Consider the following 16,993-nt stretch of genomic DNA (forward strand, 5'->3'; position numbering starts at 1 on the left):
CCGTCCATGACCGCTTCCGCCGCCGCCAAAACCGCACTGCCCGAATGGGATTTGCGCGACCTGTTCCCGGGCCGGGATTCGCCCGAATTGGCGCAGGCGTTTTCGAAGGCGGAGAAGGATTCCGAGGCGTTCCAGGCGCGCTACGAAGGAAAATTGGCGGGCTTGACCGGGGCCGCCTTGGGCAAGGCGATCACCGAGTTCGAAGCGCTGGAAGAATCGCTGTCGCGGATCACGTCCTTCGCCGACCTGACCTATGCGGGCAACCAGGCGGATTCGGCGATCGCGAAATTCTACCAGACAGTTCAGGAGCGGGTGAACGGCATCTCCAGCCGCACGCTGTTCTTCACGCTGGAACTCAACCGGCTCGACGAAGCCGATATCGCCGCCAAGCTGAAGGCGCCGGAACTGGCGCGTTACGCGCCGTGGCTGCGCGATCTGCGCGCCTTCCGGCCGCACCAGCTGGGCGACGAGATGGAAAAGCTGCTGCACGAGAAATACGTCGCCGGCCGTGCGGCGTGGACGCGGCTGTTCGACGAGACGATGGCCGGTTTGCGCTTCGACGTGAACGGCAAAACGCTGACCTCGGCCGAGGCGTTCCATCTTCTGTCCGATCGCGACGGCAAGGTGCGCAAGGAAGCCGCGAAAGCCGTTGGCAAGACGCTGGGCGACAACGGGCGCTTGTTCGCGCTGATCACCAACACGCTGGCGAAGGATAAGGAGATCGAGGACAAGTGGCGTCGTTACGCCGCCCCGATCTCCTCGCGCAATCTCGCCAACCGCGTCGAGGACGAGGTGGTGGACGCGCTGGTCGGCGCGGTGCGCCAATCCTATCCCAAGCTGTCGCACCGCTATTACGCGCTGAAGGCCAAGTGGTTCGGCGTCGACAAGCTGGATTATTGGGATCGCAACGCGCCGCTGCCCAGTGCGGACGAGCGCGACTTCGATTGGAACGCCGCGCGCGACACGGTTCTCACGGCCTATGCCGCGTTCAGCCCCGACATGGCGAAGGTCGGCAAGCGCTTCTTCGACAACGCCTGGATCGACGCAGGAGTCAGGCCGGGCAAGGCGCCGGGCGCCTTCGCGCATCCGACCGTGCCGTCGGCGCATCCTTATTTGCTGGTCAATTTCCAGGGCAAGACGCGCGACGTGATGACGCTCGCGCACGAGCTCGGCCACGGCGTGCACCAAGTGCTGGCGGCCGGGCAGGGGCATTTGCTGGCCGACACGCCGTTGACGCTCGCGGAAACCGCGTCGGTGTTCGGCGAGATGCTGACCTTCCGCAAGCTGCTCGACGACGCCAAGGACCCCAAGCGGCGCAAATCGATGCTCGCGGGCAAGGTCGAAGACATGCTCAACACCGTCGTGCGCCAGATCGCATTCTGCGAGTTCGAGCGGCGCTTGCATGCCGAACGCCGCCAGGGCGAGCTGGAGCCGCAGCGCATCGGTGAAATCTGGATGGAAGTGCAGGTCGAAAGCCTCGGGCCGGCCTTCCGCTACGATCCCGAATATGCGTGGTACTGGACCTATATCCCGCATTTCGTGCACACGCCGTTCTATGTTTACGCTTACGCGTTCGGCGATTGCTTGGTGAACTCGCTTTACGCGCTTTACGCCAAGGCGCCGGCCGGCTTCGCCGAGAAATATCTCGACATGCTGCGCGCGGGCGGCACCAAGCGGCATAAGGAATTGCTGGCACCCTTCGGTCTCAACGCCGCCGATCCGGCGTTCTGGCGCCAGGGCCTGTCGCTCGTCGAAGGCTTCATCGACGAGTTGGAAACGCTGCCCTGAGCCGCGAAACCAACTCGCTGGGCGGGCGCCTCGCGCGCTATGCGCGGGTGGGCTCGGCGATGGGCGGGCTCGCGGTGCGCCTCGGCGCCGAGCGCGTGCTGGGCGTCGAGATGGATCGCGGCAAGCACGCCTCCGAATTGCGCGCGGCGCTGGGCGGGCTGAAAGGCCCGTTGATGAAAGTGGCGCAGTTGATCGCCACGGTGCCCGACGCGCTGCCCGAGGAATACGTGCAGGAGCTGTTGCAGCTCCAGTCGGACGCGCCGGCGATGGGCTGGCCCTTCGTCAAGCGCCGCATGGCGGCGGAGCTGGGTGCCGATTGGCAGACGAAGTTCCGCGATTTTCCGCGCGACGCCACGGCCGCCGCGTCGCTGGGTCAGGTCCATCGCGCGACGCTGCATGACGGCCGTATCGTCGCCTGCAAGCTGCAATATCCCGATATGGCGTCGGCGGTCGAAGCGGATTTGAAGCAGCTCAAACTCGCCTTCGGCGTCTATGAGCGTTACGATCGCGCGATCCGCACCGAACAGATCTTCGCCGAGATTTCGGCACGGCTGCGCGAAGAGCTCGATTACGGCCGCGAGGCGGCGCATATGCGCCTCTACGCCCATATCCTGCGCGACGAAGATATGGTGCATGTGCCCGAACCGGTCGCGGAACTTTCGACCGGGCGCTTGCTGACCATGACCTGGCTCGACGGCGCCAAGCTGTTGACGGTCACGGAACGCGACGCCGATTTCCGCAACAAGGTCGCGCGCGCGATGTTCCGCGCCTGGTACGTGCCGTTCTACGAAAGCGGCGTGATCCACGGCGATCCGCATCTCGGCAACTACGCGGTGCGCGACGACGGCACGGTCAATCTGCTCGATTTCGGCTGCATCCGGATCTTCCCGGCGAAATTCGTCGGCGCCGTCATCGATCTCTATCGCGCCATCCGCGACGGCGACGAAGCGTTGGCCGTGTCGGCCTATGAAAGCTGGGGCTTCGCGAATCTCAATAAGGAGATGATCGAGTGCCTCAACGCTTGGGCGCGCTTCGTCTATGCGCCCATCCTCGAAGACCGCGCCAAGCAGGTCGCCGAAACCAATTCGGCGGTCTATGGCCGCGAAGTGGCGGAGAAGGTGCATAAGCGCCTGCGCGAATTGGGCGGCGTGGCCCCGCCGCGCGAATTCGTGCTGATGGACCGTGCGGCGATCGGCCTCGGCTCGGTGTTCATGCATCTCAAAGCCGAGATCAATTGGTACCGGGAGTTCCACGGCCTGATCGACGGCTTCTCGGTCGATCGCCTCGCCAAGCGCCAAGCGGCGGCGCTGAAGCACGCCAAAGTCCCCAAAGCGGTGGGGTAAGTCTTGACGCCGCCGCGTGCGGCGCGCTTCACTCCGGCCAATTCGACATTCCGTCCGGAGGAAGCCCCATCGTGACCACGACGACAAAACTCGGCCGCCGCGCCGTTCTCGCCGGCTCGGCCGCCGGTGCCGCCCTGCTCGCAGCACCCGCCATCGTGCGCGCGCAAGCGCCGGTTATCCGTATCGGCATGCTGCTGCCGCGCTCGGGCTTCTTCGCCCAGGCCGGGCAAAGCTGCCATCGCGGCGCGCTGGCCGCCCCGCGCGTGCTGTCCGATCTCGGCTATCGCGTCGAACTCGTGCATATCGACACCGAGTCGAACGCCGATATCGCCCGCACCCAAGCCGAACGCGCGATCAACGACGGCGTGCATTGCCTCGTCGGCGCGTTCGATTCCGGCCATACGCTCGCCATCGCCCAGGTCGCCGAACAGCGCCAAGTGCCGCTGGTGATCAACATCGCCGCGGCGCCGCCGATCACCGAGCAGGGCTACAAATTCCTGGTGCGCAACTTCCAGACCGGCCCGCAGCTCGTGACCAACGGCTTGCGCCTGATCGGCGAGACGATCACGGCCACGAAGATTTCGCCCAAGACGGCCGTGTTCCTGCACGCCAACGACACGTTCGGCCAAGCCCAACGCGGCGCGATGGACGCGCTGTTCCCGCGCGCCAATCTGCCCTTCACGCTGGCTGAAAGCATCGCCTACGATCCGCGCGCGCAGGATCTGTCGGTCGAAGTCACGCGCCTGCGCGCCTTGCGTCCCGACCTCGTGCTGGTCGTGACGCGCGCGTCGGATGCGGTGAAGCTGGTGCGCGACATGGTGCGCCAACGTTTCGAGCCGATGGGCATCGTCTCGCCCGGCTCGCCCGGCATGTATGACGAGGAATTCTACCAAGCGCTCGGGCCGCTGGCGGATTTCCATATCTCCAATCTGCCCTGGGTCAATCCGCGCTCGGCGATGACCACGGCGCTGGAGACGGCCTTCCTCGCGGCGAATCCGGGCACGCGCTTCGCGGCCGACGCGTTCAACGCCGGCTTCACCTTCGAAGCGATCCTGATCGCGGCCGACGCGTTCAAGCGCGCGGGTACGACCAATGGCCCGCAGCTGATGGCGGCGATCAAGGCGACCGACATCGCCGAACACGTGATGATCGGCGGCCCGATCAAGTTCGACGAGAAGGGTCAGAACCCGAATATCGGTTCGGCGGCCGTGCAAAATATCAAGCGCACGCCGACGGTGGTGCTGCCGGCCGATTCCTCGGCCGCCGCGCCGGTGTTGCCGATGCCGGGCTGGCAGGGCCGCACGTAAGCGCCCTTTCCAAGCCGCAGCGGTTTGGGTAAAGGAAACCCCCTTCGCCGATCCCGGCGGAGGGGTTTTTCTTTGGTCCCAACCCACGCCCGATGCCCCTCGATTTCTACGCCAATGTCGCCCTGCAAGGCCTATTGACCGGCTTGGTCTACGGGCTGATGGCGCTCGGCCTGTCGGTGATTTTCGGCGTGATCCGGCTGGTCAATTTCGCGCATGGCGAATTCGCGGTCGTGGCGATGTATCTCGCCTTCGTGTTCTTCGCCTGGGCGGGCATCGACCCGATGCTGTCGATGCTGCCGATCGCCGCGGGGTTCTTCGGCATCGGCTATCTTCTGCAACGCCATGCGATCGATCCGTTCGTCGGGCGGCCGGAACACGAGCAATTCATCCTGCTGGTCGGCCTCGCGATCGTCATGGTCAACGGCTTGCTGATGATCTTCGGCCCCGATCTGCGCCACGCGAATCTGTCCTACGCGTTCGACTCCTACGAGATCGGCGCGCTGCTGATCGACAAGGTGCGCGTCTATGCGGCGGCCGCGTCGCTGGTTGTGTCGGCGCTGCTCTTCGCGTTTTTCCGCTTCTCGCGCACGGGTACGGCGATCCGCGCTTGCGCCGATAATCTGACCGGGGCCGCCGTCGTCGGGCTCGACGTCAAACATCTCTACGCGCTGACCTTCGGCATCGGCATGGCCTGCGTCGGCGCGGCCGGCGCGCTGATGGTCGTGCTGGCGGATGCCACGCCGATGTTGGCGCCGGCGTTCACATTGTTGGCCTTCACCATCGTCATCGTCGGCGGCATGGGCTCGATGGCCGGTGCCTTGGTCGCGGGCATCGTCATCGGCGTGTCGGAAGCGTTCGCGAGCTTCCTGTTGGCGCCGTCGATGAAAAGCATGTTCTCCTTCGGCTTGCTCATCGCCGTGCTGCTGTTCCGCCCGCAAGGCCTGCTGGGGAAGCGCAAATGAAGGCGTTGGCGCGCATCTGGAACGCGACGAACCCGCGCGCACGCGCGGCCTTGGCGCTGTTCTTCGGCGCGTTGCTGGTGGCGCCCCTATTCGCCGACCGCTATTTGCTATCGGTGCTGATCCTGATCTTCTATTTCGCGTTCGTCGGCCAAGCCTGGAACGTGATGATGGGCTTCGCGGGCCAGCTCTCGCTGGGCCACGCGCTTTACGTTGGCGTCGGCGCCTATGTCTCGGCCGCACTCTGGGTGAAGTTCGGCATCGGCCCGTGGGCGGGCGTGCTCGCCGCGATTGCGGCCTGCGTGGCGCTGGGCCTCGTCATTGGGGCACTCGGCTTTCGCTTCGGCATCGAAGGCGTCTATTTCGCGATGCTGACCATCGCGATCGCCGAATTCGTGCGCATCGCCTTCGATCATATGGAATGGACGGGCAAGGCGGGCGGCTTCTTCCTGCCGGTGCGCGCCGATGCGGCGGGCGAGTGGTGGAATCTGCGTGGCGGACCGCTGCTGTTCTATTATGTGGGCTTGGCGTTGATGGCGGGCGCGTTCGTTTTGTGCGCCATGCTGCGCCGGTCGCGCATCGGCCATCAATGGCTGGCGATCCGCGAGGACGAACAGGCCGCGCGGGCGCTGGGCATCGACGTGTTCCGCGCCAAGCTGATCGCGGTCGCGATCTCCTCGGCGATGACCGGCATCGGCGGCGTGTTCTACGCCTTCTATTACAACAACCTGTTCCCGGCGCAGGTCTTCGACATTTCGCGCTCGATCGAATTGATCCTCGGCCCCATCGTCGGCGGGCTCGGCACGCTGTTCGGGCCGATCCTGGGCGCCTTCATCCTCACACCGCTGGGCGAAGCTTTGATCGGCGCCACTGAGCGCTTGGGCGTGAACGTGCCGGGCGCCAAGGCCGTGTTCTACGGCGTGGCATTGATGGCGATCATCTACGCCGCGCCCTCGGGCGTGTGGCCGTGGCTCAAGAAGAAGCTGGGGCTCGCATGACGCAGCCCATCCTCAGCGTGAAGGGCGTCACCCAGCGCTTTCGCGGCCTCGTCGCCGTCGATGACGTGTCGTTCGACGTCGCCAAGGGCCAGATCTACGCGGTGATCGGCCCGAACGGGGCCGGCAAGACCACGTTGTTCAACCTGATCGCCGGCGTCTACACGCCCGCTGCCGGCACGATCGAGTTCGAGGGTGCACGGATCGACGGCCTGGCGCCGGAGAGGATCTGTACACGCGGGATCGCGCGCACCTTCCAGATCGTGCGGCCGTTCCCGGGTTTGACCACGCTGGAAAACGCGACGATCGGCGCTTTGCTGCGCGATGCCGATCCCGACGCCGCCACCGGACACGCGGGCGAAATCCTGCGGCGCCTGGATCTATGGGACAAGCGCGACGCGCGCGCGGGCGCCTTGACGCTGCCCGACCGCAAGCGGCTGGAAGTCGCGCGCGCCTTGGCGACGAAGCCCAAATTGCTGCTGCTCGACGAGGTGATGGCGGGCTTGCGCCCGACCGAGACCGACCGCCTCGTTGCGATCTTCCGCGAGCTGGCGCGCGAAACCGGCGTGACGATCCTGCTGATCGAACATGTCATGCGCGCGGTGATGGCGCTCGCCGAACGCATCCTCGTGCTGCATCACGGCGCCAAGCTGGTCGAGGGTGCGCCTGCCGACATCGTGCGCGATAAGCGCGTGCTCGATTCCTATCTGGGCGCGGAGGCGTTGGGCTGATGCTGTCCGTCCGCGACCTCGACGTGTTCCATGGCGACGCGCAAGCGCTGGACGGCGTGTCGCTGGACGTGGCGCAAGGCGGCATCGTCGCCATCGTCGGCGCCAATGGCGCGGGCAAGACATCGCTAATCCGCACCATCGCGGGCATGTTCACCCCGCGCAAAGGGGTCATCGAATTCAAGGGCGAGAATATCGCCGGCTGGCCCAGCCATCGCGTCTGCGATCTCGGGATCGGCCAGGTCGCCGAAGGCCGCCAAGTGTTTCCGAGCTTGAGCGTGCGCGAGAATCTCGAAATGGGCGCGATGCTGCCGCGCGCCAAGGCGCATCGCGCGCGCAATCTCGAACATGGCCTGGCGATGTTCCCGAAATTGAAGGAACGCTACGGCCAAGCGGCGGGCACGTTGTCGGGCGGCGAGCAGCAAATGCTGGCGATCGCGCGCTGCCTGATGGGCAATCCCGAGCTCGTGATGTTCGACGAGCCGTCGCTGGGCCTGTCGCCGACGGTGACGCAGGATGTGCTGCGCGTGATCCGCGATCTCGCCGCCGGCGGTTTGACCTGCGTGCTGGTCGAGCAGAACGTCGCGGTGTCGCTGAAACTCGCGCACCACGCCTATGTGCTGGAAAACGGCCGCATCGTGCTGTCGGGCACGGGCCAAGAATTGCTCGCCGACGACCGCGTGCGCAAAGCCTATCTCGGGCTTTAACGCGTCTCCAGTTCCGCCGGCATCGAGCGGTCGAGCTTCGACAGAATGTATTGCCGCGCGTTCACCGGCCCGTATTTCGCCGGGTTCGCCGCCGATTGGCAGGTCGGCAGGCATTCGATCAACGCGTCGTCGTTGGGCCCCGAGAAGAACACCAGCGACAGACGTCGCGTGGCGATCGCGCCGTCGCGTGGCGGATTGACCACGCGATGCAAGGTCGAGCGCCAGCGATCGTTGGTCCAGCGCGCGATCAGATCGCCGATATTGATCGTGAAGGCGCCGGGGTGCGGCAACACGTCGATCCATTGCCCGTCGAGTTCGACCTGCAAACCGCCGGGGGCGGAATCCTGGCGCAAGATCGTGAACCCGCCATAGTCGGAATGCGCGCCGTAGCGCAATTGGCCGGGTTCGGGCGCGTCCTTTTGCTCCGGGTAGTACGCGAGTCGCAGGACGCCTTTGCGCTTGTCGATATAGGGCGCGAAGAAATCTTCGGGCAGATCGAGGGCGAGGGCTGAGAGGCGCATGAGATCGCCGGATAGATTGCGCACCGCGACGAAATAATCGCGCAGCGCCGCCGCCAATTCGGGCGGCTTCGCGGGGATCAAATTGCCGGTAGCCGCGCTTGTCCCGGGCCGCAAATCCGGCGGTTCCATGTGCATTGCGTAGAAAACCAGCGCTTCGACCAGATCGGGCGGCCGGTCGTCGCCCCTTGTCAGCGCCACGCTTTCCACGCCCGCCGGCACATAGCCGCGATTCTTGACCCGGTCGGGCAGGGCGCTGCGCATTTTTTCGTCGAGCGGCAGATCGAAGAACCGGTTGGCGAGTTCATAGGCGCGCGCGGTGACGGCCGTATCCACGCCATGGCCGACGATGGTCGCGAAGCCAAACCGCTCGAATGTATGCCCGAATTGGCGCGCGAGATCGCGGCGCGACGTGCCGTCGCCGCCGCCGAGCGCGCTCATATCGATGACGGGGATCGCTGGCATGGGCGTTGCTGTTCCTCCGGGAAAGGCGAGGAAAGCGGCAGCAAGCCGCGTGCCATCGCCGCTTAAACGAAAGGAACGGGTGCGATGGCGTGGAAGATTTCCCGATTGGCCGGTGGATTGGTTGCGGCGATTGTCGCGGTTTCGGCTGCGCAGGCGCAAACACGCGATAAGGTCGTCTTCGGCCTGTCATGGTTGCCGCAGGCCGAGCATTGCGGCTTCTTCCAGGCCCAAGCGACGGGGATCTACGCCGCCGCCGGGCTCGACGTCGAACTCGTCCAAGGCGGGCCGGGCGTCAATGTCGCGCAGCTCGTCGCGGCGGGCCGTTATCACTACGCGATGGGTTCGGCGCTAACGACGCTCAATATGCGCGTCAACAACGTGCCGGGTGTCACCATCGCGTCGATGTTCCAGAAAAGCCCGCAGACTTTGGTGGCGCACCCCGATCAAGGAATCACGAAGCTCGAAGACCTCAAAACCCGGCGCGTCGCCGTCGCCAATTTCTCGCGTACGACGTTCTGGGCGTGGCTGAAGGCCGCGCATGGTTTCGAGGATTCGCAATTGCGCCCTTATGTCTACAACCCGTCGACCTTCGTGGCGGACCCAAGCTCGGTGCAGCAAGGCTTCGTCACCGAAGACGCGTTTTTCCTGGGCCAGGCCTTGGGCAAGCCGCCGGTCACGCTGCTGCTCGCCGATTACGGCTATCCCGATTACCAGACGACGATCTTCGGCGTGGAATCGGAAATCGCCGCGCGTCCGCAAGTGGCGCAGCGTTTCGTCGACGCGACGATCAAAGGCTACGCGAGCTGCATGACCGGCGATCCCAAGCCCGCCTTCGAAGCGATCAAGGGCGCGATGGCCGAACAATCGCTGGAGCTGTCGGCTTTCAAGGTCGCGCAGATGAAGAAATACGAACTCGTCACCGGCGGCGACGCGGCGACGCTGGGCATCGGCGCGATGACCGACGAACGCTGGAAGCGCATCTTCGACGTGATGTCCGACGCGGGTGTCTACGCCAAGGATTTGAACTGGCGCGCGGCGTACCGGCTCGACTTCGTCAACAAGAAGGTCGCGCAGTAGCCCTTAGACCATGGGCAGCGCGCCCTCGGGCGAATCCTGCAGGATTTCGGCGAGGGTGGAGAGGGCGCGCTCCAAATCGGAATCGTGATCGGGCTGGGTCAGCGCGATGCGCACGGCATGCGGCACGGGGGCGCGGCCCACGGCGAAGGCGTTGGCGGGGGCGACACCCACGCCGCGCCGGCGCGCGGTTTCGGTGAATTCCTCGCGTCGCCACGGCTCGGGCATTTTCAGCCAGATATGGAAGGCGCGCGGATGGCTGCGGAATTCGTAGCCGTGCAGGATCTGCGCGGCGAGTTTCTGGCGCCGTTCGGCGAGCTCGGTTTGATACGCCGCCGCTTTGTCGGCATCGCCCGAGCGGATCAGGCGCGTCGCGATCTCCGCGACCATCGGCGTGGTCATGAACGTGGCCGCACGGATCGCCGCCGTCGCGCGCTGGATGATCGCATCGGAGCCGTGGAGGTAGCCTAAGCGCAAACCGGGGGCGACCGTTTTCGACAGGCTGGTCAGAAACACCGTGATGTCGGGGGCGAGTACGGCCAAGGGCGTCGAGGCGGGATCGAAGCTGCCATAGATGTCGTCTTCGATGATCGTCACGCCATGGCGGCGGCAAATTTCGACGATCGCTTTGCGCCGTTCCAGCGGCATGATCGTCGTGGTCGGGTTTTGGAAGGTCGGCAGCGCGTAAAGCGCCTTGGGCGCGTGCTGGCGGCACGCGGCTTCCAGCGCGTCGGGCAATAGCCCGTCATCGTCCATCTCGATGCCGATGGGGCGCACGCCCAAAAGATTCGCGATCGATTTGATGCCGTAGAAGGTCAACGCTTCGACCAGCACCACGTCGCCCGGGCGGCACAACGCGGCGATCGCCAGCATCATCGCGTTTTGGGCGCCCGAGGTGACGGCGACGCGCGCCGGATCGGCGTTGACGCCCCGCCGGCGCAACCATTCGGCCCCCGCCTCGCGGTGCGCGGGCAGGCCTTGGTTCGACGTGTAGCCGAGCAGCGGCTGGATATCACCTTGCGCGATGTCGGCGAGGTGCTTCGCGACCATCGCGGCGGCGGGGCCCGAAGCGCTGGGCAGATTGCGCGAGAGATCGACGTAATCGTCGGTCGTCGGCGGCGTGGGCATCAAGGGCGGCGGCGCGTCGCCCAAGCGGTCGCGAATATAAGTGCCGCGCCCGACTTCGCCGGCGATCAGGCCGCGCCGTTCGGCCTCGGCATAGGCGCGGGTGATCGTGCCGACGGTGAGGTGCAGTTTCCACGCGAGATCGCGATGGGTGGGCAGGCGATCGCCCGGCTTCAGCCGCCCCGCCGAGATATCGGCGGCAAGGGAATCGGCGATCGCGATATAGCGCGGGCCGGGGCGGGTTTCGATCTCGGGCTGCCAAGTTGTCATAGAGACAATGTAATTATTGACCCCGTATTGTGTCAATGAGATCGTGACAAAGCGAGACATTCATTCGGGATGTTTTGCGGACAAATGGAGGATTGCATGGATACAATAGCCCGGACCGGCCCGCTCGAGCAGATTGCTCGCGCGACCGTTTTCGCGACGTTGGAAGCCATGCGCGCGGTCGACCGCGTCCTTCTGCTCGCGGTCGAAACCCTGCTGAACTGGCAGGCCCGTGCGCGCATGCGCACCCAGATGGCCGAACTTTCGGAGCATCTGCGAAAAGACATGGGGCTGACGGTCGGCGACGTCATTCGCGAGTCCGACAAACCTTTCTGGATGAACTGAGCCGGGCGGGGGCCATGTCGGCGACGTTGGCCCTCGTTCCCATTCTGGTGTTCGCGCTGGCGGCATGGCGCGGGGTGAACTTCCTCGCACCCGCCGCCTGTGCGGGCGCGCTCGCGGCGTTGCTGCTGGCGGGATTTCCCGCCGGGGTGTTGCCGCGCGCCTTCTGGATCGCGGCCCCCATGGCGGCCGTGCTGTTCGCGGGTGTGTTGCTGCGCGAGGTCGCCAACCCGCGCGTGACGGCGGCCGCACCACGCGATGCGGCGCAGGCCCATCGCCGCCTGTTCGTCGCGTGTTTTCTGGTCGGCCCGTTCTTCGAATGCGCGGTCGGATTCGGCATCGGCGCGATGTTCGCGTTGCCGTTCATCTTCGCCGCGCATCGTAAAGCCGCCAACGCCGCCGCTTTGGCGATGCTGACCCAATGCCTGGTGCCGTGGGGCGCTTTGGCGATCGGCGTGATGGGCAGTGCGGATATCGCGAACGTCACCGCGATCGCGGTGGGGCAGGCGGCGGTCGCGGCCGTCGCGTGGATGCTGCCGCCGTTTTTGATCTGCTTCTGGTGGCTGGTTCGCGATCTCGGCGTTTCGTGGGCGCAACGCGCCGGCGACGCCGCCTGGCTCGCCGTGCTTTGGCTCGTGCTCGATTTCGTCGGTGCGCGCGCGACACCCGACGCGACGGGAATCGTCGCGACCGGTCTCGTCGCCGGGGCGCGGCTGCTATGGGACGAACGCCCCACGCCCGCCCAGGCGCTGCGCGTGATCGGCGCGAATTGGCCTTATGTGGCGCTGACGCTGGCGCTTGCCGGATCGCGTTTGGTGCCGGAAATCGGCACGTTCACCAAGGCCGTCGCGTTCCCGACCGCGTCGAACCTGCCGGCCTTCGCGCCATTCCATCACGCGAGCTTCTGGCTGCTCGTCGTCGCCTTGCTGGCATCGCGCGGCGGGAACCTGCCGCTCGCCGCCGCGTGGTCGCAAAGCGCGCGGCCGATCTTCGCGGGTTTCGCCTTCGTGCTGTTCGGCGAGGCGTTGGCCCAAGGCGGTTTCGCGGCGACACTGGTCGCTTCCTTCACCGGCGTCGCGGGATCGGCGGCGATCGCGGTGGTGCCGATCCTGGCGATACTGGGCGGGGCGACGATCGGTTCGACGCTGGCGGCGAGTGCCATCAATCTGCCGCTGACCTTGCCGTTGATGGGCGCCAATCCCGTAACCGTGATCGGCGCGCACGCGGCGATCGCCGCCGCCTTCACCGCGTTTTCGCCCGCGCGCGTGACGCTCGTGGCCGGCCTTGCCGGCCTCGCGGGCGATGCGGGCGCCGTCTATCGTGAATTGCGCCCGCTGGTCGCGATTCTTTGCGTCGCCGCCGCAGCCTTGTTCGCGTGGGGAGTGTAATCGCCATGTATGTGCCCGCCGCCTTCGCCGGAACCGACGCGCAAGCGCGCGAATTGATCGACGCCTATCCTTTCGCGACCGTGATCGCCACCGGGGCGGGCGGCATGGTCGCAGCGCATCTGCCGCTGCTGCGCGACGGCGATACGCTGCTCGGGCATTTGGCGGGACCCAGTCCGCTGGCCGATCTGCTGTTCGATGCGGCGAAGACCGGTACGGAAGTGCTGGCGATTTTCCATGCGCCCCATTTCTACGTCTCGCCGACTTGGTATCAGGCGAAAAGCGGCACGGTGCCAACCTGGAATTACGGGGCGGTGCATGTCTATGGCGTGCCGCGCGCCACGAACGACAAGGCGAAACTGCGCGATCTGGTTTCGCGCCTCGCTGCGCGCTACGAGAAGGGCGAGTGGCGCTTCGACGCCCAGCCCGAGATTTTCATCGACAAGATGCTGGGCGGGATCGCCGGTTTCGAAATCCCGATGACCCGCGTCGAAACCAAACTCAAATTGTCGCAGAACCGCGCGCGCGCGGATCGCGACGGCGTGCTCGCGGCGATCGACGGCGAGAACGCGGAGTTCATGCGCCGCTACGGATTACCGGAGAAGCAAGGATGAAAGTCGAAACGGTCACGCTCGAAGGCAGATATGTGCGTCTCGTTCCGTTGGAGATGGCGCATGCCGACGGCATCGCGTCGGTCGTCGATGCGTCGTTGACGCAGTATTTCCCCAAGCCGTTCCGCTCGATCGACGACGTGCACGGCATGATCGCCGACGCGCTGAAGATGCGCGATGCAGGCACGGCCTTGCCGTTCACGACGATCGACATCGCGACGGGACGCATCGTCGGCGGTTCGCGCTTCGCCAATATCCGCACCCACGACAAGGTGGCGGAGATCGGCTTCACCTATGTCGGGCGCGATTTCCAGCGCTCGCCCGTCAACACCGAAGCGAAGATCCTGATGCTGCGCCACGCTTTCGAGACGTGGAAAGCGAATCGCGTCGAGTTCAAGACCGATTCGCTGAACGTGCAGTCGCGCACGGCATTGACGCGGCTGGGCGCCGTCGAGGAAGGCACCTTCCGCAATCACATGCTGATGGAAGGCGGGCGCCTGCGCCATTCGGTGTGGTTCTCGATCATTCCCGACGAATGGCCCGCGATCCGCGCGCGCCTGGAATCGCGTCTGGCGCAAGGGGGCTTCAAGCCATGAGCGAATTGGAACTGCCGATCTATCAGGTCGACGCTTTCGCCGACCGTCTGTTCGCGGGCAATCCCGCCGCCGTCGTGCCGTTGAAAACATGGCTGCCCGACGCGACGATGCAAACCATCGCGGCGGAGAACAATCTTTCCGAGACCGCGTTCTTCGTGCCCGAAGGCCCCGATTTCGGCCTGCGCTGGTTCACGCCGGTTTGGGAAGTGCCGCTGTGCGGGCACGCCACACTCGCCTCGGCCTTCGTCATCGCGACGATTTTGGAGAAGGGGCGCAGCGCCATGCGCTTCAACACCAAATCGGGCGTGCTGCAAGTGACCAAGGCGGGCGAGTTGTTCACGCTCGATTTTCCCGCGCGCGACATTGTCGACGACGTCGCGGCGGATTACGAAGCGGTGGCCGAAGCGCTCGGCGCCAATCCCGTCTGGGTCAAGCGGTCGGCCTATCGCTATCTCGCGCTGTTCGAGACGGCGGCGGAAGTCGAAAGCCTGAAACCCGATATGGGCAAGCTCAAAGCCACGCCCAAAGGCAACGCGATGGTGACGGCACCGGGCACGGATTGCGACTTCGTCTCGCGCTATTTCGCGCCCTTCGCCGGGATCGACGAAGACCCGGTCACCGGCTCGGCGCATTCGACGCTGATCCCCTATTGGGCACAGGTTCTTGGCAAGAAGAAGCTGCATGCCCGCCAAGTCTCCGCGCGCGGCGGCACGCTGTGGTGCGAGGATGCGGGCGAGCGCGTCTATATGGCGGGCACGGCGAAGCTCTATATGTCCGGCACGATCAAGGTGCCGGCGTGAAACGCGTTCGCGACGATCGCTACGAAATCGACGACGATCGCGCGCGGATCGACCTTGCGCGCGTCCATCGCTGGATCGACGAAGAAGGCTATTGGGCGCGCGGCATCCCGTTCGCGTTGTTCAAGCGCAGCGTCGATGGGGCGCGGCCCTTCGGCATCTACGCGCCCGATGGCGTGCAGGTCGGTTTCGCGCGGGTCATTTCCGACTTCGCCACGTTCGGCTATATCGGCGACGTGTTCGTCGATACCGCCCATCGCGGCAAAGGCCTGTCGAAATTCCTGATGACCGCGATCATGGAACATCCCGAATTGCAGGGCTTCCGGCGCTGGATGCTGGTGACCGCTGACGCGCACGGGCTTTACCAGCAATTCGGGTTCGAGCCGCTGACGAATCCCGAGCGTGTCATGGAACGCCGGTTGTTGAATCCCTACGGTTCCGGCGCATGAACGAAACGCTTTTTTGGGCCCTGATCGGCTTCGCGCTGATCGTCAGTTGCACGCCCGGTCCCAACAACGCGATGTTGACGGCCGCCGGCGCCAATTTCGGTTTCCGCCGGTCGATCCCGCATATGCTGGGCATCAATGTCGGGTTTCCGGCGATGGTGCTGGCGATCGGCCTGGGTCTCGGCACCGTGTTCCAGACGTTTCCGTGGCTGCATATCGCGCTGAAATATATCGGTGCCGCGTATCTCCTGTTCCTCGCCTGGAAGATCGCCAATGCCGGCCGTGCGGCGGGCCGCGAAACGGCGAAGCCCATCACATTTTTGCAGGCCGTCGCGTTCCAATGGGTGAACGTCAAGGGCTGGATCAACGCGGTGGGCGCATTGTCGGCCTATACCGATCCCGCCGCCGACGCGTTCGGCGAAGCGGCGCGGGTGGCGCTGGTTTATGTCGGCGCCACCATCGTGTCGAACACGCTGTGGTGCGGCTTCGGCGTGGCGATCGGCCGTTTGCTGAAGACCGAGCGTGCTTTGCGCTGGTTCAACTGGATCATGGCGGCGGCCCTGGCGGCCTCGATCATCCCCGTCTTTTTGGTCTAGCAAGTTCCGGGTGGAGGTCGGCCGCGCACGGGCCTAGATTTCCCGCCATGGACGATTACGCGCGCATCGAAAAAGCCCTCGCCTTTTTGGAGGCGAGCCTCGACGACCGGCCCGAATTGGACGCGGTCGCCGCCCATGTCGGCCTGTCGCCGTTCCATTTCCAGCGCCTGTTCACGCGCTGGGTCGGCGTCAGCCCGAAGAAGTTTCAGGAATATCTCGGCCTCGATCGTGCCAAGGCGTGTCTCGCCCAAGCGGGATCGGTGCTCGACGCAGCCTATGAGGCGGGCTTGTCCGGCCCTGGCCGCTTGCACGATCTGTTCGTGACGCATGAGGCGGTCACACCCGGCGAATTCAAGCGCGGCGGCGAAGGCTTGGCGATCGCCTGGGGCTGGGCGGACTCGCCCTTCGGCCCGGTGCTGGCGATGACCACGCCGCGCGGGATTTGCGGCCTCGCCTTCGCGATGGGCGAGGGCGAACAGGCCAAGCGCGACGCGTTCGACGATATGCGCCGCCGTTTTCCCGGGGCGACGCTGCACGAGGATCCCGCCCAAGTGCGCGATCTTGCCGCCCGGATCTTCGATGCGCGCGCGGACAAGGGCGAACTCAAGCTGCTGCTCTGCGGCTCGCCCTTCCAGGTGCAGGTGTGGAAGGCGCTACTCGCCATTCCGTCGGGGGCGCTGGTCGCTTACGACGACATCGCCGCCAAGATCGGCAAGCCGACCGCCAGCCGCGCCGTGGGCTCGGCCGTCGGCGCCAACCCGATCTCGTTCCTGGTGCCGTGCCATCGCGTGATCCGCAAATCGGGCGCCATCAGCCATTACCATTGGGGGCGGCCGCGCAAACTCGCGATGATCGGTTGGGAAGCCGCGCGCGCCGACGGTGCAAATCCGGTGGCGGGGGCGGCGTAACGCGCTATTCTCGCCGCCTCATTTGCGGGAGGCGAT

At 65.6% G+C, this 16,993-nt stretch carries 18 protein-coding genes; 16 read left to right on the forward strand and 2 right to left on the reverse strand.

Annotation, left to right across the window (positions count from 1 at the left end):
* The first annotated feature begins 6 nt into the window (after window positions 1-6).
* From J0H39_20810 to J0H39_20840, 7 genes are all read left to right on the forward strand, one after another.
* Window positions 7-1,788, forward strand: a complete 1,782-nt coding sequence (locus tag J0H39_20810; protein ID MBN9499203.1) for a M3 family oligoendopeptidase — start codon at window positions 7-9, stop codon at window positions 1,786-1,788.
* Window positions 1,789-1,847: 59 nt separating this feature from the next.
* Window positions 1,848-3,131 (forward strand): AarF/ABC1/UbiB kinase family protein, encoded by a 1,284-nt coding sequence (locus J0H39_20815; protein ID MBN9499204.1) that lies wholly within the window; start codon window positions 1,848-1,850, stop codon window positions 3,129-3,131.
* Between the two features lie 47 nt (window positions 3,132-3,178).
* Complete coding sequence (locus J0H39_20820; GenBank protein ID MBN9499205.1) at window positions 3,179-4,438, forward strand: ABC transporter substrate-binding protein; 1,260 nt, start codon at window positions 3,179-3,181, stop codon at window positions 4,436-4,438.
* A gap of 92 nt (window positions 4,439-4,530) precedes the next feature.
* On the forward strand, window positions 4,531-5,400 hold the full coding sequence (locus J0H39_20825) for a branched-chain amino acid ABC transporter permease (GenBank protein ID MBN9499206.1): 870 nt from the start codon (window positions 4,531-4,533) through the stop codon (window positions 5,398-5,400).
* Window positions 5,397-6,395, forward strand: a complete 999-nt coding sequence (locus J0H39_20830) for a branched-chain amino acid ABC transporter permease (GenBank protein ID MBN9499207.1) — start codon at window positions 5,397-5,399, stop codon at window positions 6,393-6,395. Before J0H39_20825 ends, J0H39_20830 begins: the two co-directional genes overlap by 4 nt.
* Window positions 6,392-7,123 carry an ABC transporter ATP-binding protein gene (locus tag J0H39_20835; GenBank protein MBN9499208.1) on the forward strand — a complete coding sequence of 244 codons (732 nt, stop codon included), beginning with the start codon at window positions 6,392-6,394 and terminating at the stop codon, window positions 7,121-7,123. Before J0H39_20830 ends, J0H39_20835 begins: the two co-directional genes overlap by 4 nt.
* Window positions 7,123-7,827 (forward strand): ABC transporter ATP-binding protein, encoded by a 705-nt coding sequence (locus J0H39_20840; protein MBN9499209.1) that lies wholly within the window; start codon window positions 7,123-7,125, stop codon window positions 7,825-7,827. The genes J0H39_20835 and J0H39_20840 overlap by 1 nt, the downstream gene beginning before the upstream one ends.
* Here J0H39_20840 and J0H39_20845 read toward each other — a convergent pair.
* Window positions 7,824-8,810, reverse strand: coding sequence for an isopenicillin N synthase family oxygenase (locus J0H39_20845; GenBank protein ID MBN9499210.1), 987 nt, complete (start codon window positions 8,808-8,810; stop codon window positions 7,824-7,826). The genes J0H39_20840 and J0H39_20845 overlap by 4 nt on opposite strands.
* A gap of 96 nt (window positions 8,811-8,906) precedes the next feature.
* On the opposite strand from J0H39_20845, the gene J0H39_20850 reads away from it, so the two are divergent.
* Complete coding sequence (locus J0H39_20850) at window positions 8,907-9,887, forward strand: ABC transporter substrate-binding protein (GenBank protein ID MBN9499211.1); 981 nt, start codon at window positions 8,907-8,909, stop codon at window positions 9,885-9,887.
* Window positions 9,888-9,890: 3 nt separating this feature from the next.
* Here the strand turns inward: J0H39_20850 and J0H39_20855 are convergent, their stop codons facing one another.
* Window positions 9,891-11,279 (reverse strand): PLP-dependent aminotransferase family protein, encoded by a 1,389-nt coding sequence (locus tag J0H39_20855; protein ID MBN9499212.1) that lies wholly within the window; start codon window positions 11,277-11,279, stop codon window positions 9,891-9,893.
* Between the two features lie 84 nt (window positions 11,280-11,363).
* On the opposite strand from J0H39_20855, the gene J0H39_20860 reads away from it, so the two are divergent.
* The 8 genes from J0H39_20860 to J0H39_20895 are packed head-to-tail and all read left to right on the forward strand — an operon-like array spanning window position 11,364 to window position 16,957.
* Window positions 11,364-11,621: a DUF1127 domain-containing protein gene (locus tag J0H39_20860; GenBank protein ID MBN9499213.1), complete on the forward strand. Its 258-nt coding sequence runs from the start codon at window positions 11,364-11,366 to the stop codon at window positions 11,619-11,621.
* 14 nt (window positions 11,622-11,635) lie between these two features.
* Window positions 11,636-13,006: a hypothetical protein gene (locus J0H39_20865; protein ID MBN9499214.1), complete on the forward strand. Its 1,371-nt coding sequence runs from the start codon at window positions 11,636-11,638 to the stop codon at window positions 13,004-13,006.
* A 5-nt stretch (window positions 13,007-13,011) separates the two neighbouring features.
* Window positions 13,012-13,617, forward strand: a complete 606-nt coding sequence (locus tag J0H39_20870; protein ID MBN9499215.1) for an FMN-binding negative transcriptional regulator — start codon at window positions 13,012-13,014, stop codon at window positions 13,615-13,617.
* Window positions 13,614-14,210 (forward strand): GNAT family N-acetyltransferase, encoded by a 597-nt coding sequence (locus tag J0H39_20875; GenBank protein ID MBN9499216.1) that lies wholly within the window; start codon window positions 13,614-13,616, stop codon window positions 14,208-14,210. The genes J0H39_20870 and J0H39_20875 overlap by 4 nt, the downstream gene beginning before the upstream one ends.
* Window positions 14,207-15,010, forward strand: a complete 804-nt coding sequence (locus J0H39_20880; GenBank protein MBN9499217.1) for a PhzF family phenazine biosynthesis protein — start codon at window positions 14,207-14,209, stop codon at window positions 15,008-15,010. Before J0H39_20875 ends, J0H39_20880 begins: the two co-directional genes overlap by 4 nt.
* Window positions 15,007-15,456, forward strand: a complete 450-nt coding sequence (locus J0H39_20885; protein MBN9499218.1) for a GNAT family N-acetyltransferase — start codon at window positions 15,007-15,009, stop codon at window positions 15,454-15,456. The genes J0H39_20880 and J0H39_20885 overlap by 4 nt, the downstream gene beginning before the upstream one ends.
* Window positions 15,453-16,049, forward strand: a complete 597-nt coding sequence (locus J0H39_20890; GenBank protein ID MBN9499219.1) for a LysE family translocator — start codon at window positions 15,453-15,455, stop codon at window positions 16,047-16,049. The genes J0H39_20885 and J0H39_20890 overlap by 4 nt, the downstream gene beginning before the upstream one ends.
* 47 nt (window positions 16,050-16,096) lie before the next feature.
* On the forward strand, window positions 16,097-16,957 hold the full coding sequence (locus J0H39_20895; GenBank protein MBN9499220.1) for a methylated-DNA--[protein]-cysteine S-methyltransferase: 861 nt from the start codon (window positions 16,097-16,099) through the stop codon (window positions 16,955-16,957).
* The last annotated feature ends 36 nt before the right edge of the window (window positions 16,958-16,993 follow it).

The organism is Alphaproteobacteria bacterium (assembly GCA_017308135.1).
Lineage (GTDB): Bacteria > Pseudomonadota > Alphaproteobacteria > CACIAM-22H2 > CACIAM-22H2 > Tagaea.